Here is a 21,194-nt window from a genome sequence, read left to right as displayed (position 1 = left end):
TATCCGAAATGCACGCGGCATTCGAATAGCACTCGGCTTGGCGGCCCGGATCAGGCGATCCATCCACCGTCGACCGTCAGGCTCTCGCCGGTCGTATAGCCTGCTTCGGGGCTGGCGAGATAAGCTACGGCCGCCGCGATTTCTGCCGGTTTGCCGAAACGTCCCACGCTTGCGAGCTTCGTCATCGTTGCGTGGTCTTCCGTGCCGGGCTGGGGAGCAAGTTCTGTATCGATCGGGCCGGGCTGGACGGCATTCACGGTCACGCCGTATTTGCCGAGTTCGCGAGATAGCCCGCGAGTAAAGCCTCTGAGAGCGAACTTCGATGCTATGTAGAGCGTCACGCCAGGCAGGGGCGCGGCTTCGCCAAAGGCCGAGCCCACGTTGATAATGCGTCCCCATCCCGCCGCGACCATTCGCGCTGCCGCGTCTTTTGCCAGTTCGATCGGCGCACGCACGTTCAGGTTGAAGTGAGTGTCGTATGACGTCTCCGAAGAATCGAGAAATGGGCCGTACTCGACCGTGCCAGCGTTGTTAACAAGGATATCGAGCCGCCCCTCGAAGCGGCCGCCGAACGCGCCGTTCAGTGAGTCAGTAAGGCTCTTGACGCCTTCGGGCTGCGACAGGTTGGCGCCGACAGCCTCAGCCTCGCCACCGGCATCACGGATCTCCTTGACGACTGCTTCGGCCCGCGCCGGACTCGACGCATAGTGAACGATGACCGACGCGCCGTCGCGCGCAAGACGTGCGGCAATAGCTGCACCGATTCCTCGCGAAGCGCCAGTAACGAGGGCGAGTTTGCCTTTCAGAGCTTGAGTCATTTTTTCCTCAACAGGTAGGTTTCAAAGCGGTTCTCCGGCCCGGGTAGCCGGGGGGGACCGCTGCATCGGAGCCAATGTTTTCGTGCACCGGCTGATGCGTATCCTCCGCTCGGGTGGCATCGCGCGGTAGTCGCGCGTGAGGAATAGCTCCTATTCCTGCGACGAGGGGGCAGACCGAAGCAGTCAGCGCCCAGGTGCGAAGCGGCTAGGCGGTGAGGTCCTCGCTCGATTTGCGCTCATTGAGAAGGTGCTCGACAAAAGCGACGAAAGCACGCGCCTTCGTGGTTGCCATGCGGCCGGACGGAAAAACTGCCCACAGATCAATCGGCGGCAACGTCCAGTCAGTCAGGACGGCCTTGACTGTGCCGTTCGCGAGTTCGGGGGCGAACATCCATTCCGAAGCGACAGCAAGGCCCATGTGAGCGAGTACCGCCGAGCGCATGCCTTCAGCTGCGTTCACGCTTATTCGGCCAGACAGCGTCACGGTTGAGTCGGAGCCGTCACTGCGGCTGAACAACCACGATTCACCGCCGCCTCGGACGGAGTACACGACCGCTTGATGTCGGTTTAGCTCGACAGGTGTTTGCGGACATCCCGCTTCCGCGAAATATGACGGTGTGCCGACGACGAGCCGCCGCCCGGTGGCGATACGGCGCGCAGTCATGGTCGAATCGTCCAGGGTGCCCATACGCAATGAGACATCGACGCCCTCTTCAAGCAAATCGACGGACCGGTCATGAAGTACGATATCGATGCTCAGACTGGGGTGTTGATCCAGGAAGGACTTCAGTGCCGGCAAGACGTGCAACCGTGCGAAGGTGACGGCTGCGCCTATGCGCAGTCGGCCGGACAAGCCATCCGCCGATTCACGCACTGCTTGTTCGGCCAACTCCGCCTCGTCGATGGCTCTGAGTGCGTGATCGTAGAACCGCTGACCGGCATCCGTCGGCGCCAGGCCCCGTGTCGATCTTAATAACAGACGGGCGCCCAGACGTTCCTCCAACTGTGCGACTGCCTTTGAGACGGCTGGTTGGCCCAGCTTCAACCTGCGTGCGGCGGCAGAGAATGAACCCGCATCGACAACTGTTACGAAAGTCTCCAACGCCACCATGCGGTCCATGTGCATCCTCCTGGCAGGATATCAGCGCAAGTGCGCAGTGTAGCGAACGGACGACCTCACGAGACAAAGCACGCCTTAGCTGGCGCCGCCCCGAAATCTTTCCGACGCGGCGCTTCATGCCGTCGAAATTGAAGGCGTTTCTCGATGCGCTGAAAGCGTGGGAGGGACCGCTTTGGCTTCCGTTGCGCTGAAGCCCGAGCCGTCGCGCTAGCGCCAGCCGAGCGCGGGGGCGACGTGCGTGAGGATCGATTCGATCACGTGTGCGCAGTACTCCACGCCGAGTTGATTCGGCACGGTCAACAGTAGCGTGTCGGCTTCCGCAATGGCCTCGTCGGCTGCGAGTTGCCTGACGAGCGCGTCGGGCTCTGCCGCATAACTGCGGCCGAACACTGTCCGGATGTTGCCGTCCAGCAGGCCGATCGTGTCGTCGCTGTTCGCATCGCGTCCGAAGTACATGCGGTCGCGATCGTTCATCAGCGCGAAGATGCTGCGACTCACCGACACGCGCGGCACGCGTACGTGTCCGGCGTCCTTCCATGCCTGCCGATACGCGCGAATCTGCTCGGCCTGCTGAACATGGAGCGGACGGCCCGACTCGTCGTTCTTCAGTGTCGAGCATTGCAGGTTCATGCCCATACCGGCTGCCCAGACGGCGGTGGCATCCGATCCCGAGCCCCACCAGATGCGATCGCGCAACCCTTCGGAATGGGGCTCGACGCGTAGCAGGCCCGGCGGGTTCGCAAACATCGGTCGGGGATTTGGCTCAGCGAAACCTTCGCCGCGCAGCACTTCGTAGAACACTTCAGTGTGTCGACGGGCCAGATCGACGTGTGTCTCACCTTCGCCCGGCGCATAGCCGAAATAGCGCCAGCCGTCGATCACCTGTTCGCCCGAGCCGCGGCTGATGCCGAGTTGCAGGCGTCCACCGGCGATGAGGTCGGCCGCGCCCGCATCCTCGGCCATGTACAGCGGGTTCTCGTACCTCATGTCAATGACGGCCGTGCCGATCTCGATGCGGCTGGTTCTCGCACCCACAGCCGCCAGCAGCGGAAACGGCGACGCGAGCTGGCGCGCGAAATGATGCACGCGGAAAAACGCGCCATCCGCGCCGAGCTGCTCCGCGGCAACCGCGAGGTCGATGGATTGCAGCAGGACGTCGGAAGCAGAACGCGCAAGCGAATGGGACGAAGGAGACCAATGGCCAAACGATAGAAAACCGATTTTTTTCATGTCAGCGTTGCGCGCAAGCGTGAGAAGACAATGAGCGTATGTTGCCCGAGTCGGGCAGACGCCGCTTGCACGCGCGCTGTCTGCCCGTTCTTTCTTCGCGGATCAGGCCGGAAAGTCGGTGGATGCGGAAAGCGCCTTCCAGGTTTGCGTTGCGGCAGTCACGTGCGCATTCTTTTCCGCGAGCGCCTTGAGCGTGTCCGTGCCGAACGGCAAACGCAGCGGCGGCTTCATTCCATCCGTGCCCGTCTAATCAAAAGTCCCTGTCGCGCCGACATTCCTTACCACTTCGTTTCGAATCCATCACGAACGAACGGAATGCGATATAGGAGAGCGACTCGTCGACTTCCAATAGAAAAAATTCTGGATCTCGGTCGCTTGTCCAATCCCCCGCTGATTGCGACCTGCTGTGACGAGGGAAAACCCTCAGCGTCGAACTTCCACCCCACAGCTCCGTCGGGCGCGGCACACGGGATGCGCCCCGACCGATCGTTACCCTCGTGATAACGAACGCATTCTGAAGCTGATTGAAACCACTTCGTCCGCTCCCTAGACTTGCCTCATGTCCTGAGCGAGAGTCCACATGTCCATTCAAAGTCAGAGCCAATCCCGCTGGGCCACGCGCCGCGCGGAAAAACATCGCCGGCTTGCGCGGGTTGCATCGATCGCGGATGGCATGGTGCTGCCCACCGGGCGCATCGTCGATGTCCTGCAAGCGCTCGTCGCACCTGGCGACCGCGTCGTCGTCGAGGGGAACAACCAGAAGCAGGCGGATTTCCTGTCGCGTTCGCTTGCGAAGGTCGATCCGGACATCGTCCACGACCTGCATCTCATCATTCCGAGCGTGAGCCGCGCCGAACATCTCGATCTCTTCGAGCGCGGCATCGCAAGGAAACTCGACTTCGCCTATGCCGGCGCGCAAAGTCTGCGCATCTCGCAGTTCCTGCAGGACGGCATCCTGGAGATCGGCGCGATTCACACCTACATCGAGCTGTATGCGCGGCTCTATGTGGACCTGACGCCGAACGTCGTGCTGTGCGCGGGCTACAAGGCCGATCGCGCAGGCAATCTCTATACGGGTCCGAGCACGGAGGACACGCCCTCGCTCGTCGAAGCCGCGGCGTTTCGCGACGGCATCGTGATCGCGCAGGTCAACGAGATCGTCGACGATCCGAAGGACCTGCCGCGCGTCGATATCCCCGGCTCGTGGATCGATTTCGTGGTGCAGGCCGACAAGCCTTTCTTCATCGAGCCGCTCTTTACGCGCGATCCACGTCTCATCACGCCGATCCAGGTGCTGATGGCGATGATGGCGATTCGCGGCATCTACGAGCGGCATCAGGTGCAGTCGCTCAATCATGGCATCGGCTTCAACACCGCGGCAATCGAACTGATCCTGCCGACCTACGGCGAAAGGCTCGGCCTCAAGGGCAAGATCTGTCGCCACTGGACGCTGAATCCTCATCCGACGCTGATCCCGGCGATCGAAACCGGCTGGGTCGAGAGCGTGCACTGCTTCGGCGGCGAACTCGGCATGGAAGCGTATGTCGCGCAACGGCCCGACATCTTCTTCACCGGCCGCGACGGCTCGATGCGCTCCAATCGCACGATGTGCCAGCTCGCCGGGCAATACGCGGTGGACATGTTCATCGGCTCGACGCTGCAGATGGACGGCGCTGGCAATTCGTCGACGGTCACGCATGGGCGGCTCACCGGCTTCGGCGGCGCGCCGAACATGGGCCACGATCCGCACGGCCGGCGCCACGCGACGCCCGCATGGCTCGATCTCCTGCAAACGGATAGCCCCCTCGAACGCGGCCGCAAGCTCGTCGTGCAAATGGTCGAGACGTTCCAGGCGGGCGGCCAGCCGACCATCGTCGAATCGATCGATGCCGTCGAGGTGGGCCGCGAGTCCGGCATGCCGCTCGCACCGGTCATGATCTATGGCGACGACGTCACGCACGTGCTGACCGAGGAAGGCATCGCATATCTCTACAAGGCGCGCTCGCTCGAACATCGCAAGGAGATGATCGCCGCCGTCGCGGGGGTCACGCCGATCGGTCTCAAGAGCGACGCAGGCAAGCTTGCGGCGCTGCGCCGCGACGGCTTCGTCGCGCTGCCCGAGGACCTCGGCGTCCATCGCAGCGAGGCGAGCCGGTCGCTGCTCGCCGCGAAAAGCATGGCCGATATCGTCGACTGGTCGGACGGGCTGTACGAACCGCCCGCACGCTTTCGGAGCTGGTAATGCGCGAGAACCTCGCTATGAATGCGGCGCGGCCGCTGCGCCACGCACCGGATCTGGCCGAGCGTTTCGGCGCGCATGTGGTGGAAGCGCTGATCGATGAAGTCACGCTCGCGCCGAAACCCGGCCTCGTCGATATCCGCAGCCGCGGCGCGCATCGCGATCTCGACTGGAGGCTGATGTGCGTATCGGCGCTCGCATTGCAGCCGACGTTCGTCGAGCTGGCGCGAGCCGGCTTCGAAATCGAGCCGATGCTCGCGCTGCGCGAGCGCATCGGCGCAATCGGACGCGACGGCGAAGCGCGCATGCTCGGCGCGACTGGCGGGGTGAACACGCATCGCGGCGCGATCTGGGCGCTCGGGCTGCTCGTGACCGCAGCGGCACGCGCACCTTTGGAACTTGCACCGCGAGCCGTCGCGTTGCGTGCCGGGTCCATCGCTCGCGTGCAGGACCGCCACGCCCCGGCGATCACCGGCAACAAGGGCGAGCAGGCGTGCCTCGACTACCACGTCGGCGGCGCGCGCGCACAGGCGCAGGCCGGCTTCCCGCATGTCGTGGATATCGCGCTGCCGGAGCTCATGCGTTCGCGCTCGCGTGGCGACAGCGAAACGGCTGCGCGCCTCAACGCATTGCTCGCCGTGATGGCAACGCTCGATGACACCTGCGTGCTCGCGCGCGGCGGCCCTGACGCGCTCGCCGAAATGCAGCACGGCGCGCGGTGCGTGCTCGAACGAGGCGGCGCCGCCGCGCTCGCGGGGCGCCGCGAACTGAAGACCCTCGACCGGCGTCTCGTCGAACTGCACGTATCGCCCGGCGGCGCCGCCGATCTGCTCGCCGCAGCCATCTTTCTCGACCGGCTTCGAGGCGAAGCCAATCATCCGTCGAACGCATAGGAACACACATGGAAACCATCGTCCTCGAATTCCCGGCGGGGCAGCCCGCGCAAGGCCGCGCGCTCGTGGGGGTCGTCGCTTCGGGAGACCTCGAAGTGCTGCTCGAAGCGAACGCGGCGAATCGCACCGTCGTGAACATCACGACCTCCGTCGACGGAAAAGGCCGCCTCTGGCAAGCCGTGCTCGAACGCATCTTCGGCGACGGATCGCTGCCCGCCGCGAAACTCGAGATCAACGACTCGGGCGCGACGCCGGGCGTCGTGCAGATGCGCATCGGGCAAGTCTTCGAACAACTGAAATCAACCGGCGGAGCGTGAACATCATGGATACACGGCAACTGCTCGAACGCCAGAGCTTCATCGAGCTCGATGCGCGCAGCCGCGCAAAAAGACTCCTCGACAAAGGCACGTTCAGCGAACTGCTCGACCCGTTCCAGCGCGTCACGTCGCCGTGGCTCATGCGCCAGGGCATCGTCACGCAGGCCGACGACGGCATGGTGGTCGCCCGGGGCACTATCGACGGAGAGCCCGCCGTCGTGCTCGGCATCGACGGCGGATTCCAGGGCGGCAGCATGGGCGAGGTGTCGGCGGCGAAGATCGCGGGCAGCCTCGAACTCGCGGCCGAGGACAACCGCAACGGCATTCCGACGCGCGCGGTCATCCTCTTCGAAACGGGCGGTGTGCGCCTGCAGGAAGCCAATCTCGGGCTCGCGGCGATCGCGGAGATTCACGCGGGCATCGTCGACTTGCGGCGCTACCAGCCGGTGATCGGCATCACGGCCGGACCGATCGGCTGCTACGGCGGCATGTCTATCGCGGCAGGCCTGTGCAGCTATCTCATCGGCACGCGCGAAGCGCGCCTCGGCCTCAACGGGCCTGCTGTCATCGAGCAGGAAGCGGGCATCGCCGAATTCGATTCGCGCGACCGTCCGATGATCTGGAGCTTCACCGGTTGCGAGCAACGGCATCGCACGGGACTCGTCGATGACTACGTCGCCGACGACGCCGATGCGATGCGCGCGGCCGTCATCGACCTGTTTCGCGCGGGCCGGCCCGAGGCATGCCGCAGCGAACGCGTCGCGGGTTTCCTGGCGCGGCTTTCCGAGGTCGATCCGGGCGTGCAGGCCACGCCCGAACAGGTAGCCGCCATCTACGGCAAGGGGTTTCAGTCATGAGCACACAAGAGCTTTCGAAGCGCGGCGCGGTCTGGCTCGACGCGCTCACGTACAGCGCGCCGTTGCAGCCCGGCTATCCGCCGTCCGTGCGTGTCGCCGATGCGCGGCTGGGCGAGCATCGCGCACGCTTTATCGCCGTGGTGCCCGATCCGGACAACCCGTTCCCGCGCGCGCGCGGCGGCGAGGTCGGGCTTGTCGAGGCGTGGGAACTTGCGCGGGCGGTGCGCGAAGTCATTGCGGCCGACAAGGAGCGCGACGAGAAGCGCGTAATCGTCGCGGTCATCGATGTCGCGAGTCAGGCGTACGGACGGCGCGAAGAAGCGTATGGCATCCACCAGGCGCTCGCCGGTGCCGCGGATGCTTACGCCAGCGCACGGCTCGCGGGTCATCCGGTGATCGGGCTGATCGTCGGGCGCGCGATGTCCGGGGCGTTTCTCGCGCACGGCTATCAGGCGAACCGGCTGATCGCGCTCGCCGATTCGCAGGTCATGGTTCATGCGATGGGCAAGGAATCGGCCGCGCGGGTCACGCTGCGCTCGGTCGCGGATCTCGAAGCCTTCACGGCGCGCGTGCCGCCGATGGCCTACGACATCGACAACTATGCGTCGCTCGGGCTGCTGTGGAAGCTCCTCAGCGTGAGCGATGCCGATGCGCCGACCCGCGCCGATCAGACGGCCGTCGAGACGTCCCTGCAAGCCGCCTTCGACGACATTCGCCGCGACCCTTCGCGCGGGCTGGAAAGCCGGCTCGGCAGCGAACACCGCGCGGCCTCCGCGACCGTGCGGCGCAAGTTGCGGGAGCAGTGGCGCTAGAACCGGCCCTTCGCAGCGGCTCGCTAGAAGCCAATAAATTTATTAACGGAGACACGAAATGATCATCTACGGAACCGCCCTTCTGGCGTTCTGCCACCTCGCAGGACTATTTCTCGGCGATCTGCTCGGCGTTGCCATCGGCGTGAAGACCAACGTCGGCGGCGTCGGCATCGCAATGTTGCTGCTGATTTTCCTGCGCCTCTATCTGCACAAGAAGGGCTGGCTGCCGAAGGAGACCGAAGCGGGCGTGGGCTTCTGGGGCGCGATGTACATCCCCGTCGTCGTCGCGATGGCGGCCAACCAGAACGTTGTCGCCGCGCTCAAGGGCGGTCCCGTCGCGCTGCTGTCGGCGTTGGGCGCTGCCGCTGTCTGCGCGGGCTGCATCGCCGTCCTTTCCCGCACCGGTCACGACAGCACGTCGTTCGTGAACGCCCCGCACCTCGAAGAAATCTGAAGCAGGAGACCGCCATGCTGCATATGCTCGACAAGATTCTGATCCAGAACGGCCTCGTCACCGCGTTCTTCCTCGTGGGCCTCATCATGTGGGTGTCGTCGGTGATTTCGCGCAAGCTGACCTTCGGGCGCGTGCACGGCTCGGCGATCGCGATCGTCATCGGCCTCGTGCTTGCCTACCTCGGCGGCGCGTTCACCGGAGGACAAAAAGGTCTCGCGGACCTGCCGCTGTTTACCGGCGTCGGTCTGATGGGCGGTGCGATGCTGCGCGACTTCGCCATCGTCGCGACCGCGTTCGAAGTGCAGGCGACCGAAGCCCGCAAGGCGGGACTGATCGGCGTGGTCTCGCTGCTGCTCGGGACAGTGCTGCCGTTCATCGTCGGCGCGAGCATCGCGCATGCGTTCGGCTACACGGACGCGGTCAGCATGACGACCATCGGTGCGGGCGCGGTCACGTATATCGTGGGTCCCGTGACGGGCGCGGCGATCGGCGCGAGCTCGGATGTGATCGCGCTCAGCATCGCGACGGGTCTCATCAAGGCGATCATCGTGATGATCGGCACGCCGATCGCGGCAGGCTTCATGGGGTTGAAGACGCCACGGTCCGCGATGATCTTCGGCGGGCTGGCCGGCACGGTGAGCGGCGTCAGCGCGGGGCTGGCCGCAACCGACCGGCGGCTCGTTCCCTACGGCGCGCTGATCGCGACCTTCCATACGGGCGTCGGCTGCCTGCTCGGGCCCTCGCTGCTTTTCTTTGCGACCAAGGCGCTGATGGGCGCGTGATGCGTCCGAGAGAACCATCGTGTCCATCACCGAAGAAATCATCCGCCCGCACGACCTCCTGTGGATTGCAACGCCGCAAGACATCCGGCCGATTTCGGACGTGCCTGCATGGGCTTCGCCCGAGTGGCTGTCGGTCGCGCCGGTCGTCGTGCGGCGCGAGGCGGTCGCGGAACATGGCCTCGTGCCGGTGGGGATTCGAGGGCGCACGCGCGGCGAGCGCTTCGCGGCGTTCGTGGCCCGCGAGCGCATCGTGCGGCGCGTGACACCCGAGGCGCTCGCCCGGGGGCGCGGCTGGCGGGCACACGTCGCGCTCGCGAACCTGCCCTGCATTCGCGCACTCGATCGCATCGCGCCCGAACTCGACCGGCTCGCGTTGACCTGGGGCGTTGCCGGCAGCGTCGGCTTTGCGCTGGCAAGCGGCGTGAGCACGCTCCGGGAGGACAGCGACCTCGACCTTCTGGTGCGTGCGGAGCGGCCGTTGCCGCGAGAGGAAGCGCGGGCGCTGCTGTCGCTGCTGCGAGCCGCGCCCGCGCGCATCGACATGCAAGTGGATAACGGCCACGGCGGTTTCGCTCTGGCGGAGTGGGCCGGCCGGGCCGACCGCGTGCTGCTGAAGACAGGGCGCGGTCCCGTGCTCGTAGCCGATCCCTGGGCGCCCGACGCATCATGAGCGTGCTATTCACGTTTCCCGGTCAGGGCTCGCAGCGCGCCGGCATGCTGCATGCGTTGCCGGCGCACACCGAAGTCGCCCGCACGCTCGAAGAAGCCAGCGACGTGCTCGGCTACGACGTGAAGTGCATCGACGACGCGGCAGCGCTTCGCTCCACCGTCGCCGTGCAGCTTTGTCTGCTGATCGCGGGCGTCGCTCAGGCGCGCGTCATTCGGGCCCGCGGCCACGAGCCCGACATGGTGTCGGGACTTTCGGTCGGCGCGTATCCCGCCGCCGTGATCGCCGGCGCCCTCGCCTACGCCGATGCCACCAGGCTTGTCGCCTTGCGCGGCCAGTTGATGGAGCGCGCCTATCCGGGCGGCTACGGCATGACTGCGATCATCGGCATGACGCAACGGGCGCTCGAACGGCTGATCGCGCAAGTGAATAGCGACACCGAGCCCGTCTTTCTTGCGAACATCAACACGGAAACGCAGATGGTGGTCTCGGGCAGCGATGCCGGGATGCAACGTTTGTCCACGCTCGCAATCGAACACGGCGCGCAACGTTGCGAGCGTCTCGATGTCGCGGTGCCATCGCATTGCGCCCTGCTCGACGCACCCGCGGCCTCCCTCGCCGATGCATTCGCAGACGTCCACGTACGTGCGCCGGGTATCGCGTATCTGAGCAGCAGCGCCGCCCGGCCGCTGTTCGACGGTGCGCGCATCGCCGCCGATCTTGCCGGCAATATGGCGCGGCCGGTGCGCTGGCACGACACGATGAGACTTGCGTGGGAGCGCGGCGCGCGCCTCGCGATCGAGATGCCGCCCGCAAATGTCCTGACGCGCATGGCCAGCCCGATTTTCACGGAGGGCGTCGCGGTGAGTTGCAGCGAGACCTCGCTGCCGGACCTCGGCGCGCTCGTCGAACGCGAACGCAGACGCGACGAACGGTGAAGCGTCAGCCAGCGCTTCTTGTGCGCAAGCGGCAGACGGCCATCAGCGCGAGCAGGTTCGGGTCGCGCTCACGCGCGCGCAGGAAGCTCACGCCGATAGTCTGGCGCATCAGGTATTGCGGCTTGAGCGGAATGAATTGCACCTTGTCGCCGAAGACCCCGCGCACGCGCCCGGGCAGAAGCGTGTAGCCGACACCGCCGCTCACCAGGTTCATCAGCGAGAAGATATCGCCGGTTCGCATCGTCACGTTCGGCGTGAAGTCAGCGACGCGAAATGCCTCCACGAAGCCGTGATAGGTCGCAAAGCCCTCGCCGAGCGAAACGAATGCCTCGTCGCGGCAGTCCCGCAGGTCGACCGCCTCCTGGTTTGCGTAGGCGGAACCCGCCGGTGCGGCGAAAAAGATGTCGTCTTCGAAAAGGGGGATGGATTCGACCTCGGGTTCGGCATCCGGCACCGCCATCAGCGCCGCATCGATTTCGCCCCGCTTCAGTTTGTCGAGCAGTTCCACATTCGGACCGAGCACCAGTTCGACGTGGAGTGTCGGCCGGCGCACCTTGATATCGACGACGATGCCGGGCACGGTTTTGATGGTCAGCGAATACAGCGAGCCGATCTTGAGCCGGTCTGACGAATAACCCGCGGCCTCGCGTGTCGCACGAATGCCTTCGGACATCAGCGTCAGCACCTCCTGCGCCACGTCGGCGAGCATCTGCGCCGCTTCGGTCGACTTGAGATTGCGGCCCTCGTGGCGGAACAGCGCGCATCGCACGCCTTGCTCGAGCGAGTGCAGCGCGCGGTGCACGCTGACGGTGCTCACGTTCAGCGCTTCGGCCGCCTTCGCCAGATTGCCCGTCTCCATGAATGCGAGCAGGACTTCGAGCTTGCGGAAGGTTATTTCGTCGTCGATTCGGTCGCGCATCGTCGGTCATGGAACGGTCGAGGTTGTCGATTATCGCCCCGCGAGTGCGGCGAACGAATAGCGTTTATCCCTCAATCCGCTTCTACACTTCGAATACCAGAAGGCATCGCCCGAGATCCTCGAGAAGGTCGCGCGTATCAAGGCAATCGCCGATCGCCACAACGTGAGTGTCAAGGCCGCGGCGCTGCAATTCGTGCTTGCGAATCCGGTCGTCGCGGCAGTGATTCCGGGCGCAAGCAAGCCCGAACGCATTGCGGAAGATCATGCTGCCGTCAAGGAAGCGATTCCGGCGGCGGGCGTTCGCCTGGGAGATCCCCACCTGAAAGTCCGTGTAGTCCATCGTTTCGCCGCAGTGTCAAAGGAACCGCTAGGCGCGGCGCTGAACTACATACTCGAGTAAGTGACACAATAGGCCGCAGGCGTGACCTCGAGTCAACTCCCAACGTGGAGGCAACGGCAACTATGGACGGAAGCATCACATCCCGGGTCATCCGGTATTTCACGCCGGCTCTCGTTGTCGCGATATTCGCATTGGGTTCGGCACACGCCCAGTCCCCATCGTTCGATTCGTTCGCCGTTCCCGCCGGCAGCGCACCGCACGACGTCGCTCCGTCTCCCGACGGCACCGTCTGGTACACCGCGCAGGCGCAAGGCGCAGTCGGACGGCTGGACCCGCGTAACGGCAAGACCGATCGGGTCCTGCTCGGCAACGGGTCGGCACCGCACGGCGTGATCATCGGTCCGGATCGGGCGGCATGGATCACGGACGGCGGCCTCAATGCAATCGTGCGCGTCGACGCCGGGACACTCGCCGTCACGCACTTTCCATTGCCCAAGGACCGACAGAACGCGAACCTCAACACGGCGGTTTTCGACAAGCGAGGCCATCTCTGGTTTACCGGGCAACGTGGTATCTACGGTGAGCTTGATCCGGCAAGCAAGAGGATGCGTGTGTTCGACGCTCCGCGCGGACCTGGGGCCTACGGAATCTGCGTCACGCCCGACGGGAGCTTATATTTCGCATCCCTTGCCGGCAGCTACCTTGGCCGCATCGATCCGGTGAGCGGCGCGGCGAAGGTCATCGAACCGCCGACACCGGACCAGGGCGCGCGCAGAGCGTGGTCCGATTCGCGGGGACGCGTCTGGATCAGCGAGTGGAATGCAGGAAAGGTCGGTATGTTCGACCCAGCAACGAATCAATGGCGCGAGTGGGGTCTGCCGGGCGCAAGTCCGCATGCTTACGCGATATTCGTCGATGACCGTGACATCGTCTGGCTTAGCGAGTGGAGCGCCAACGCGTTAGTCCGCTTCGACCCGCGCACGGAGCGTTTCGAGACGTTCGCGCTGCCGCGGGCGCACGCGAACGTGCGTCAGATGATGGGTCGCCCAGGAGAAGTCTGGTTGTCCGAATCCGGCACCGATCATCTGCTGCGCTACCGGTCCGGCTCATCGAATGCCGGCGGTAACTGACGGCACTTGATCTGCGTGATGCCCGGCGCTTCCTGCAAGGCGCGCACTTTCCGTTATCTTCACCAGGCGTTCCAATGACAGACGACTCCGATCACGATTCTTGCCCCGATCCCGACAAACTGACGGGTCCTGGTGGCATGACGATGCGCCAGGTCTACGAAAAGGTGCAGCAGTCAGTACAGCGAGACCAGGAGGCACAGGCTGCGCACAAGTCAACCTCGCAAACGAACCGATGGCGACGGTGGGTGCGTTACGTCTGGGGCCGTTCCGGACGGCGCTAGTCGCGTCATTCATCGAGTTCGAAAGCTATTCGGCGGTTCGCAACCCTGAACCGCCGGTTGACGTGCTTCGAATCGGACTTTCGAGCCCACTGCATCGAACAGAATTGACCAAGTTACTCTATTGTTTTCATCACATCACGCTGACCCGAACATGAACGTATCCGAACGCCTTGCACAAGCGGGCCTCGAATTGCCGCCTCCAATCGACCCGCTCGGCTCCTATCGAACGGTCTCCGTCTCCGGAAGTCAACTCTATGTCTCCGGTCTCGGGCCCTTCGAGGGTGGCAAGCCGATCGTCGGAATAGTCGGCGCCGATGTGTCTCTGGAAAGAGCCCAGCACGCAGCGCGTCTGACGATGCTCATGATCCTCGCCTGCGTCGATCAGGCGTGCGGGCTCGACAACGTCGAGAGATGCAGCCGGCTGACGGTCTACGTGCGTGCCGATCAGTCGTTCACCCAACATCCGCAGGTGGCCAACGGCGCCAGTGACCTCTTGCTGACATTGTTCGGGCAAGACAAGCTTCCGGCTCGAAGCGCGCTCGGGGTGCATACGTTGCCGATGGGCATCCCGGTTGAGATCGACAGCATCTTCGAATTGAAGCGATGAAGCTGCCAATTCATCGGCTGAGTCGGTCGTCGGACGGCAGGAAGTAAGCTCAGAGGGCCGTCAGGCGGCGGTCCGGAGCATCGTCGAGATTGGCGCGGGTCGTTGCGGCTCGCGCGATCTCGAGCCGGTTGCCACCGCGCGATTTTGCGCTGTAGAGCGCGCGATCCGCGGCGGCGAGAACTTTTGCGAGCGTGTCTTCCTCGGTGCCAAAGCGCGCCATGCCGATGCTCACCGTGGCCGCGATCTCCACGCCGCCCGTCGTGCGCGTGACCGTCTGCGAGAATCGGCGAACGACGGCTTCGGCCAGGTCTTTCGCGCGGGCGCTTTCGTGCCCCGGCAGCAGCGCGGCAAACTCTTCGCCACCGATGCGCGCCAGAATCACATCGCGGCCGAGCACGCTGCGGAGAATTTTGGCGAACGACTTCAGCACTTCATCGCCGGCTTCGTGGCCGAAGCGGTCATTGACCGCCTTGAAGTGGTCGAGGTCGAGCGCGAGACAGGACACTGGCGGAAAGGCGTTGCTTTCGCGGATGGCGCTTGCGCCTTCTTCGAAGAACCATCGGCGGTTGCCCAAACCAGTGAGGTAATCGGTCTGCGATTCGCGTCGCAGATCGGCGTGGGCTTCGTCGCGCGCGAGGCGCAGGAGCGTCATCGGCAGGACGACGGAATAGAGCACCCCTTCGTACATCGTCGCCTGGCCGAAGAGCGCCAGCAAGTGCGGTCCGAACGATGCCGCCAGCCACGGCAGAATGGTGACCCTGAACGCGTAGAAGAGCGCGTGACCGCCCGTGACGGCCACGGCGATGTTGCGCGACTGCTTCCATTTTGAATCGCGCATGCCGAGGAGTTCGCGCGCGGTCAGGCCGCACACCACGGAGATGGGAATGGCGCTGATGTATGCCCACATAACCGCTTCGCCGCGCTCGCCCGCGATGGCCCAGGCGAACGCGAGCATCGACATAATGCCGAGGGCGATCCGGCCGTAGCGGCGTTCCTTCAGGAGCGCGACACCTTGCAAGTTCAGCAGATACCCGCCGACGATGATGAGATTCGCCAGCGCGGAGCCCGCGACGCCGGGAAGGCCGGGAAGGTTATGCCGGAACGCGGCGGCGGCGCAGCCTAATGCGAGCGTAGCGTAACCCGCCGCCAGCACGCCAAGTTCGCGCCTGCGCCGCGGATACGACCGGCGCTCCCAGAGCGTCAAGGCGCCGCTGGCGAGGAGCGTTCCGATTGCTAACAGGTAAAAGGTGATGAGGTCGACACGCATGCGCTCGTTGAGCCTTCGCCCAGCCGAAGACGATCTGACATGACTCGTTTACGGCAGAAAAATCAGAAAATTGAGGCGCATGTCTTATTGGGGCTGACGCGTTCAACGCGATTTGCCGCGAGCCGTCTTTTCCCGAAAGCCGTCAATGCGGCGGGACGCGACTCGAGGTGGCCGACTGCTTTGCCCGGTGTCGTCCGCCGTGGTTCGCACGACCTCACTTCCGATCCAGTGAGTATCGGCCAGGGCCTGTTGCTGCGAGCAGCAACAGGCCACCCATGATGCTGACGTTCTTGTAGAAATTGATCATGTTTGCGTACTGCGCCGTGCCCGTCATGGTCCAGTAGTGGTGGCCTATGAACGCGGTGCCGAGCGTATACAGGGCCAGCAGCAAGGCAAGTGGGCGGGTGTAAAAGCCGACGACGATCGCGATGCCTACCACGAATTCCATGACGACCGCGACAACCGCAGAAAGCATCGGCGCGGGTGCGCCGACCGAAGTCATATAGCCAACAGTGCCTGAGAAGCCCGTCAGCTTCTGCCAGCCAAAGAGCACAAAAAGCGCCATCAGGAGCACGCGAGCGAGGAGAAGAAGTGCGTCCTTGCCTTGATCGAAAGAGTAGTAGCGCATGGTAGTTTCGGCCTCGCGTAATAAAGGTGTTTGTTACACAGTCTGTCAGCAAGTTCGGCGGCGCGCATCCCCGATTCTCGGCGATTTCAGGTTTGCTGACGACCGTTCTCTGCGCGCGCTTGGCAGCGCGCATGCTTGCCGAGAGCGCCCGCGAGTTGCCCGATGCTCGACCAGCTCGCCTGCGCGACGTTCAGCCATTGGGTAATGCTGCCCGGGGCGAGCAGCGCATACGCGACGATGTTCGCAAGCAAGCCGGTGGCCACTGCCCACCAGTCTTCCGTGCTTCGCACTTACGCCGCAACACTTTCGACAAACTGCCTGACGTTGTCCAGGACGGGTTGTTGATCTCCGGCGAAAGGCCAGTGATCTGCCCCGTCGAGTTCGACGAACCGCGCATGCGCGATATGGCTGGCGAGATGGCGGCCAGCGCCGATGCGAACGGCGCGGTCGTCGTGACGGTGCAGCACCAGCGTCGGGACGGAAATCTGGCCCAGAAGATGCCGCACATCCATATCGCGCAACGCCTCGAGCACGCCCTTGATGGCTCCCGGGCTCGACGCAGCCCGAAGCATGCCTGCCCACCAGGCTCTCGCCCGAGGATCGCCGGACAGGCTCGGCGCGAAAGTCTCAATGCCCGCAGGCCCACCCCAAACTGCAATGAGTTGCCGCAGCCATTCGTCGTACTGACCTGCCAGCAGCGCGTGGCGATAATCATGCGTTGCGGTCCCCTTCGCCAGTGAGCCGAACAGAATGAGGCCGGCGACACGGTCGGGGTGATCGACGGCAAACTTGATGCATGCCGGTCCGCCCTCCGACGCGCCGAACAGAACGACCCGACGGCTGCCGGCGGCGTCGAGTACCGTCCCGATGTCCTGCGCGGTTGCGTCGACGCCGGGATTGAACCCGACTCTGTCGGAGAGCCCGACACCGCGGCGATCGAGCAAGATGAGACGGCCCATTCTGGCGAGGGAGGACAAAAACGCCCGGCAACGTGGCTCCTCCCACACCCGCTCGACGTGGGAGACGAAACCGGGCAGAAGCAGAACATCGATCCGGCCGACGCCGCAGGCCTGGAATGCAAGATGGACGCCGCCGCCGCCGACGTAGCGCGTCGACGGCGGATCGTCGATGGACAAGGCTGCGCTGTCGCTCAGCAGCGCGCGCGTCTCGGATTCGGGCGCCACATGAAGCTCGTCGCGAAGGCGGCGTGTCAGGGCCTCGAGGTGGCGCTGGGCCGTGGCCCGGTCTCCGGCAAGCAGGAGATTGCGGATGAGGTGACGGCCGTACACTTCGCTAAGCGGATCGAACTCGACAAGACGGCCGGCGTGCGCGGCCGCCGCAGCGTACTCACCGGCCGCATTCCTGTCGTGCACCACTCTCTCTAGCGCCTGGATCGCCCGGCCTCGCAATGCTTCCCGGCGAAAGAAGGCCCACTCGTCGAACTCCGGGCAGTCGCCGGGTGAAAAACCCTCGAGAAAGTCGCCCGAATACGCGCGGCACGCCCGCTCGAACTCCCCGCGGTCGCAGGCTTCTTCGAATAGCCGGGCATCCACCTGCAGTTCGATCGATTCCGACCATCGAACTGTCGAGCGGTCGATGGTCAGAACACTGTCGCCAAGCGAGAGCTGGAGGCGATGCAGCAGACGCCGCAGCCGCGCCCGCACAACCTCTTCGCAGTCTTCCGGCCACAACATCGTGGCGAAGGTGTCGCGCCCGACCGACGTCCTCGCTTCGGCCAGGTAGACGAGCAGAGCCAGTCCCTTGCGCAAGGCCAGCTGGCACAGCCGGCCGTCCCGACGGATCTCCGGAAATCCAAGCGTTCGCACGCTGAAAAAAGCCATGGCAAGACAGCCCTCGACGACGGCGTCCCGGGGACGCTCAGGGGACGACGCAATCCTAGCATTTGCCTGCAGACGATGGCCGCTGTGCTCATCGCGACAGACTGAACTGGGGGATTGCCATGAAGAAACTCGGCGAGCATGCCATTGTGATCGGCGCCGGCATAGGTGGGCTCCTGGCCGCCCGCGTCCTGTCGGATTTCTATACCAACGTCACCGTGCTCGAACGCGATGCGTTTCCCACCGACGACAGCCCGCGCAAGGGCGTGCCGCAGGGTCGTCATACTCACGGGCTCCTGGCCCGCGGCAGTGCGATATTCGAGGAATTCTTCCCGGGATATAACAATGACGTCGTCGCGCAAAGCGGCGGTCTGATCGGCGATGTAGCCAACGATGTGATCTGGATCGGCCGCAACGTCAGGCTTGCCAACGGCACAAGCGACCTGAGCGGTCTGCTTGCGAGCCGTCCGGTGCTCGAAGGCCATTTGCGTCGACGGCTTCTGGGATTACCCAACGTGCATGCCATCGAAAATTGCGCTGCGCGGGCGATTGCCACCGGTCCCGATCGCAAGAGCGTGACGGGCGTGCGCACATTCGCCAAGGGCAAGCCGGAAGAGATCATCGACGCGGACCTCGTCGTCGATGCGACCGGTCGCGGCTCATCCAGTGCCGCGTGGCTCGATGACCTCGGCTACCCCCCGCCCGCCGAGGAGAAGGTCGAGATCGGCATCTGCTACACGACCCGTACCTATCGGCGCCGGCCGACCGATCTCGACGGCAAGCACGGTATCGTCGTCGCTGGCAGCGCGCCGAACTGGCGCAACGGCGTCATGCTCGCACAGGAAAGCGAAACCTGGATTGTCAGCGCCGGGGGTTATCTTGGCGACGACGCCCCGGACAACGACGCGGGCTTTCTCACGTATCTGGCGACGCTGCCGACGATGGAGATTCATGACGTCGTCGCAAGAGCAGAGCCGCTGACCGATTACAGGCGCTACCGCCACGTCTCAAGCCTGCGCCGGCGGTATGAAAGGCTCGCGCGCTTCCCCGAAAATTACCTGGTTTTCGGCGACGCTATCTGCAGCTTCAACCCCGTCTACGGGCAGGGCATGACGGTCGCAGCAGAGGAGGCGCTGACGCTGCATCAGTGCTTGCGTGCGGGCTCGATCGACCTTGCGCGTCGATTCTTCGGGGCGGCCGCAAAGATCGTCGATATTCCGTGGGACATCGCGGTTGGCAACGACCTGCGCCATCCAGACGTGAAGGGCGCGCGGCCGCCGACGATGCGTTTCATCAACTGGTACATCGGCAAGCTTCATCTTGCTGCGACACGGGACAGCACGTTGGCGACTGCGTTCCTGAAGGTTGTCAACTTGATGATGCCGCCGTCGTCGCTGTTCAGCCCTGCGATCGTCGGACGCGTCTGGCACGGCAACCGGCGGCCTGTACCCATTCATTCCATCGCCTGCAACCGAAGGAACGAGGCGCAATAGCGTGGACGGTTACGGTTTGGAACGGATACCTGAACGTCTGACCGACGTTACATGCGAATCTCGCTTCATGGCCGGCTCCTGCCTGACGGGTTCCGTGGAAGGGCTGGGAATTCGATCGCCGCCAGGGCGTCACCTAACCTGCGCACTGCGCCGCCCAGTCGCTGAAACCGGGCCCGTCGTAAATAGTTTTACGGCTCGCCCACTCGACTTCAGCGGCGGTTCCATACGTCACGCCTGGCTCCCACCAAAGCGCGCCCTCCTGCTGGAAAGACGGTCGTCTTTGCATTCGCGCCACCAAAGACTCGAGCTTGGGTCGGCCTGGAGCCCGCCATGATAGTCGCAGTGGCCGGCGTTCGATGAAGTGACAAAAACATGCGAGCAGGATGTCCTGGGCGGAAACCACGCCGGGGACGAAACCGTCGTCGGCGCCGAGTAGCTGAGCCTCGAACCAGTCGAGAAGATGCTGATTGCGAATTGCACATCGCCCGGCATGTCCATTCTCTTCATGCCGGACGCCGGACCATTGCAGTTGCGACACCGTCGTCGTCGACACGCCGAAGGTTTGCAACGTGGCCAGGACGAGCTTATCGTGCCAGCCCACTGTCGCGCGCACGTAATCAGCCGCTAACGGCGCCATGCCTTGTGGCGCAGGACGGCCTGCATAGCTGGACATGAGATAGTCGATGATCACGGCGGAATCCCATAAGGTCAGCTCGCCATCGACCAGGGTAGGAACTTGCAGAGTGGGCGTCACCTTCGCACGGTCTTCAGCGCTGGGCGTGGTATAGGTTTCCGCACGCTCGAAGTCGAGTCCTTTTTCAACAAGCACGATCCTGTTGTAAAGAACAGCTTGCGCATGTTTTCCTCCGTGATCGTCGATCTCGTTGAGTTCACCGACGGCTTGCTTTGCTCTTCTACGCCTTGGCACAGACTGATCGACTGCCGGGCGATATGCCCGGAAAAGTTATGAAAAGGCTATTCCGATTACAAAGCGAAGCATGACGCACTGAAGGCGTATATCAGCGAATCCAAATTCCAGTACGCGGTAGGCGACCTTCGACATCCGTCACCCAAAACAATGTTTTCCCAGACTCCTCTCTGCCTAAATAACCCGAACGATCGAGCTTAACGAATCGCTGTGTAGTAAACCCTGATTAATATGCGAACGGTTAGCATGTTTTAATGCTACAAAGGTTGGACGGCACTTGCAGCTATTTGTACTGCCAGACGAAACCACGAAACGACGTACATTAATAGCGATTTAACCTATGAATGTGCACGAGTTACAGCGGAGAGAGCTTTCGCACCTCGAAAGCATTGTGGCTCATCTCGAATGGTTGAGAAGCTGCGGTTCATTTGGCGCCGGTTCTATTATTTATAGTTCCGAATATTGGCGATCCAGGGTGCTCGCGCTTTGCAGTCCAAATTCGGAGGCCGACATCCAAGAGAGAACGCACCGGCTTCTAGAATGCTTGCCAACGGTCGGTGAACGAAACCGCTCGCGCGGTAGGGGGCCACGGCTAGGCGTGAGAGGTTCAGAGAAGCCCGCAGCGCAGTTCCGTAT

At 63.8% G+C, this 21,194-nt stretch carries 21 protein-coding genes and 3 pseudogenes; 14 read left to right on the top strand and 10 right to left on the bottom strand.

Annotated features, from left to right (window positions below; translation table 11 throughout):
* Window positions 1–50 precede the first annotated feature (50 nt).
* Both NCR38_RS33000 and NCR38_RS32995 read right to left on the bottom strand, forming a co-directional pair.
* Window positions 51–818: an SDR family NAD(P)-dependent oxidoreductase gene (locus tag NCR38_RS33000; protein WP_250478455.1), complete on the bottom strand. Its 768-nt coding sequence runs from the start codon at window positions 816–818 to the stop codon at window positions 51–53.
* Window positions 819–1,023: 205 nt separating this feature from the next.
* Entirely contained in the window at window positions 1,024–1,938 is a 915-nt protein-coding gene (locus NCR38_RS32995) for a LysR family transcriptional regulator (RefSeq protein WP_250478454.1), read from the bottom strand.
* Between the two features lie 80 nt (window positions 1,939–2,018).
* Here NCR38_RS32995 and NCR38_RS34595 point away from each other — a divergent pair.
* Window positions 2,019–2,129: pseudogene (locus NCR38_RS34595) on the top strand (LysR family transcriptional regulator); the annotation flags it as partial.
* A gap of 16 nt (window positions 2,130–2,145) precedes the next feature.
* Here NCR38_RS34595 and NCR38_RS32990 read toward each other — a convergent pair.
* Window positions 2,146–3,168 (bottom strand): LLM class flavin-dependent oxidoreductase, encoded by a 1,023-nt coding sequence (locus tag NCR38_RS32990; protein ID WP_061118525.1) that lies wholly within the window; start codon window positions 3,166–3,168, stop codon window positions 2,146–2,148.
* Between the two features lie 102 nt (window positions 3,169–3,270).
* A pseudogene (locus NCR38_RS32985) lies at window positions 3,271–3,405 on the bottom strand (short-chain dehydrogenase/reductase); the annotation flags it as partial.
* A 343-nt stretch (window positions 3,406–3,748) separates the two neighbouring features.
* Here NCR38_RS32985 and mdcA point away from each other — a divergent pair.
* From mdcA to mdcH, 9 genes are read left to right on the top strand one after another with little or no spacing between them, the layout of a single operon-like run.
* Window positions 3,749–5,410: a malonate decarboxylase subunit alpha gene (mdcA, locus tag NCR38_RS32980; protein ID WP_061118524.1), complete on the top strand. Its 1,662-nt coding sequence runs from the start codon at window positions 3,749–3,751 to the stop codon at window positions 5,408–5,410.
* Window positions 5,410–6,300 (top strand): triphosphoribosyl-dephospho-CoA synthase, encoded by an 891-nt coding sequence (locus NCR38_RS32975; protein WP_250478453.1) that lies wholly within the window; start codon window positions 5,410–5,412, stop codon window positions 6,298–6,300. The genes mdcA and NCR38_RS32975 overlap by 1 nt, the downstream gene beginning before the upstream one ends.
* 8 nt (window positions 6,301–6,308) lie before the next feature.
* Window positions 6,309–6,617, top strand: a complete 309-nt coding sequence (locus NCR38_RS32970) for a malonate decarboxylase subunit delta (protein WP_061118522.1) — start codon at window positions 6,309–6,311, stop codon at window positions 6,615–6,617.
* 5 nt (window positions 6,618–6,622) lie between these two features.
* On the top strand, window positions 6,623–7,474 hold the full coding sequence (locus NCR38_RS32965) for a biotin-independent malonate decarboxylase subunit beta (RefSeq protein WP_061118568.1): 852 nt from the start codon (window positions 6,623–6,625) through the stop codon (window positions 7,472–7,474).
* Window positions 7,471–8,286 (top strand): biotin-independent malonate decarboxylase subunit gamma, encoded by an 816-nt coding sequence (gene mdcE / locus NCR38_RS32960; RefSeq protein ID WP_250478452.1) that lies wholly within the window; start codon window positions 7,471–7,473, stop codon window positions 8,284–8,286. Before NCR38_RS32965 ends, mdcE begins: the two co-directional genes overlap by 4 nt.
* A 58-nt stretch (window positions 8,287–8,344) precedes the next feature.
* Complete coding sequence (gene madL / locus NCR38_RS32955) at window positions 8,345–8,740, top strand: malonate transporter subunit MadL (RefSeq protein WP_061118520.1); 396 nt, start codon at window positions 8,345–8,347, stop codon at window positions 8,738–8,740.
* A 14-nt stretch (window positions 8,741–8,754) separates the two neighbouring features.
* Window positions 8,755–9,522 (top strand): malonate transporter subunit MadM, encoded by a 768-nt coding sequence (madM, locus tag NCR38_RS32950; RefSeq protein WP_061118519.1) that lies wholly within the window; start codon window positions 8,755–8,757, stop codon window positions 9,520–9,522.
* A gap of 19 nt (window positions 9,523–9,541) precedes the next feature.
* Complete coding sequence (locus NCR38_RS32945; protein ID WP_250478451.1) at window positions 9,542–10,192, top strand: malonate decarboxylase holo-ACP synthase; 651 nt, start codon at window positions 9,542–9,544, stop codon at window positions 10,190–10,192.
* On the top strand, window positions 10,189–11,127 hold the full coding sequence (mdcH, locus tag NCR38_RS32940) for a malonate decarboxylase subunit epsilon (protein WP_250478450.1): 939 nt from the start codon (window positions 10,189–10,191) through the stop codon (window positions 11,125–11,127). The genes NCR38_RS32945 and mdcH overlap by 4 nt, the downstream gene beginning before the upstream one ends.
* Window positions 11,128–11,131: 4 nt before the next feature.
* Here the strand turns inward: mdcH and NCR38_RS32935 are convergent, their stop codons facing one another.
* Complete coding sequence (locus NCR38_RS32935; protein ID WP_061118516.1) at window positions 11,132–12,046, bottom strand: LysR family transcriptional regulator; 915 nt, start codon at window positions 12,044–12,046, stop codon at window positions 11,132–11,134.
* Between the two features lie 85 nt (window positions 12,047–12,131).
* On the opposite strand from NCR38_RS32935, the pseudogene NCR38_RS32930 reads away from it, so the two are divergent.
* The 3 genes and pseudogenes from NCR38_RS32930 to NCR38_RS32920 form a co-directional block, all read left to right on the top strand.
* A pseudogene (locus NCR38_RS32930) lies at window positions 12,132–12,446 on the top strand (aldo/keto reductase); the annotation flags it as partial.
* Window positions 12,447–12,508: 62 nt separating this feature from the next.
* Window positions 12,509–13,516, top strand: coding sequence for a lyase (locus tag NCR38_RS32925; RefSeq protein WP_250478449.1), 1,008 nt, complete (start codon window positions 12,509–12,511; stop codon window positions 13,514–13,516).
* A gap of 432 nt (window positions 13,517–13,948) precedes the next feature.
* Window positions 13,949–14,404, top strand: coding sequence for a RidA family protein (locus NCR38_RS32920; RefSeq protein ID WP_250478448.1), 456 nt, complete (start codon window positions 13,949–13,951; stop codon window positions 14,402–14,404).
* A gap of 49 nt (window positions 14,405–14,453) precedes the next feature.
* On the opposite strand, the gene NCR38_RS32915 is transcribed toward NCR38_RS32920, so the two are convergent.
* From NCR38_RS32915 to NCR38_RS32900, 4 genes are all read right to left on the bottom strand, one after another.
* A complete protein-coding gene (locus NCR38_RS32915) occupies window positions 14,454–15,671 on the bottom strand; it encodes a diguanylate cyclase (RefSeq protein ID WP_250478447.1) in 1,218 nt (405 codons plus the stop codon).
* Between the two features lie 214 nt (window positions 15,672–15,885).
* Window positions 15,886–16,299, bottom strand: coding sequence for a DoxX family protein (locus NCR38_RS32910; protein ID WP_061118512.1), 414 nt, complete (start codon window positions 16,297–16,299; stop codon window positions 15,886–15,888).
* A gap of 86 nt (window positions 16,300–16,385) precedes the next feature.
* Entirely contained in the window at window positions 16,386–16,589 is a 204-nt protein-coding gene (locus NCR38_RS32905; protein WP_250478446.1) for a hypothetical protein, read from the bottom strand.
* A complete protein-coding gene (locus NCR38_RS32900; protein ID WP_250478445.1) occupies window positions 16,590–18,140 on the bottom strand; it encodes an alpha/beta hydrolase in 1,551 nt (516 codons plus the stop codon).
* Window positions 18,141–18,259: 119 nt separating this feature from the next.
* Between NCR38_RS32900 and NCR38_RS32895 the strand changes: the two genes are divergently transcribed.
* Complete coding sequence (locus tag NCR38_RS32895) at window positions 18,260–19,630, top strand: NAD(P)/FAD-dependent oxidoreductase (RefSeq protein ID WP_250478444.1); 1,371 nt, start codon at window positions 18,260–18,262, stop codon at window positions 19,628–19,630.
* A gap of 133 nt (window positions 19,631–19,763) precedes the next feature.
* On the opposite strand, the gene NCR38_RS32890 is transcribed toward NCR38_RS32895, so the two are convergent.
* Window positions 19,764–20,558, bottom strand: a complete 795-nt coding sequence (locus tag NCR38_RS32890) for a glutathione S-transferase family protein (RefSeq protein ID WP_250478443.1) — start codon at window positions 20,556–20,558, stop codon at window positions 19,764–19,766.
* Window positions 20,559–21,194: the final 636 nt, after the last annotated feature.

Source organism: Caballeronia sp. INML1, assembly GCF_023631085.1.
In the GTDB taxonomy this organism is placed as follows: Bacteria; Pseudomonadota; Gammaproteobacteria; order Burkholderiales; family Burkholderiaceae; genus Caballeronia; species Caballeronia turbans.
The sequence above is the reverse complement of the archived record's forward strand: the minus strand, read 5'-3'. Positions and strand labels throughout refer to the sequence as shown.

Coding starts and splice junctions, on each gene's coding strand:
- NCR38_RS33000 (WP_250478455.1), bottom strand. CDS start 818: ATGACTCAAGCTCTGAAAGGCAAACTCGCCCTCGTTACTGGCGCTTCG.
- NCR38_RS32995 (WP_250478454.1), bottom strand. CDS start 1,938: ATGGACCGCATGGTGGCGTTGGAGACTTTCGTAACAGTTGTCGATGCG.
- NCR38_RS32990 (WP_061118525.1), bottom strand. CDS start 3,168: ATGAAAAAAATCGGTTTTCTATCGTTTGGCCATTGGTCTCCTTCGTCC.
- mdcA (WP_061118524.1), top strand. CDS start 3,749: ATGTCCATTCAAAGTCAGAGCCAATCCCGCTGGGCCACGCGCCGCGCG.
- NCR38_RS32975 (WP_250478453.1), top strand. CDS start 5,410: ATGCGCGAGAACCTCGCTATGAATGCGGCGCGGCCGCTGCGCCACGCA.
- NCR38_RS32970 (WP_061118522.1), top strand. CDS start 6,309: ATGGAAACCATCGTCCTCGAATTCCCGGCGGGGCAGCCCGCGCAAGGC.
- NCR38_RS32965 (WP_061118568.1), top strand. CDS start 6,623: ATGGATACACGGCAACTGCTCGAACGCCAGAGCTTCATCGAGCTCGAT.
- mdcE (WP_250478452.1), top strand. CDS start 7,471: ATGAGCACACAAGAGCTTTCGAAGCGCGGCGCGGTCTGGCTCGACGCG.
- madL (WP_061118520.1), top strand. CDS start 8,345: ATGATCATCTACGGAACCGCCCTTCTGGCGTTCTGCCACCTCGCAGGA.
- madM (WP_061118519.1), top strand. CDS start 8,755: ATGCTGCATATGCTCGACAAGATTCTGATCCAGAACGGCCTCGTCACC.
- mdcH (WP_250478450.1), top strand. CDS start 10,189: ATGAGCGTGCTATTCACGTTTCCCGGTCAGGGCTCGCAGCGCGCCGGC.
- NCR38_RS32935 (WP_061118516.1), bottom strand. CDS start 12,046: ATGCGCGACCGAATCGACGACGAAATAACCTTCCGCAAGCTCGAAGTC.
- NCR38_RS32925 (WP_250478449.1), top strand. CDS start 12,509: ATGGACGGAAGCATCACATCCCGGGTCATCCGGTATTTCACGCCGGCT.
- NCR38_RS32920 (WP_250478448.1), top strand. CDS start 13,949: ATGAACGTATCCGAACGCCTTGCACAAGCGGGCCTCGAATTGCCGCCT.
- NCR38_RS32915 (WP_250478447.1), bottom strand. CDS start 15,671: ATGCGTGTCGACCTCATCACCTTTTACCTGTTAGCAATCGGAACGCTC.
- NCR38_RS32910 (WP_061118512.1), bottom strand. CDS start 16,299: ATGCGCTACTACTCTTTCGATCAAGGCAAGGACGCACTTCTTCTCCTC.
- NCR38_RS32900 (WP_250478445.1), bottom strand. CDS start 18,140: ATGGCTTTTTTCAGCGTGCGAACGCTTGGATTTCCGGAGATCCGTCGG.
- NCR38_RS32895 (WP_250478444.1), top strand. CDS start 18,260: ATGAAGAAACTCGGCGAGCATGCCATTGTGATCGGCGCCGGCATAGGT.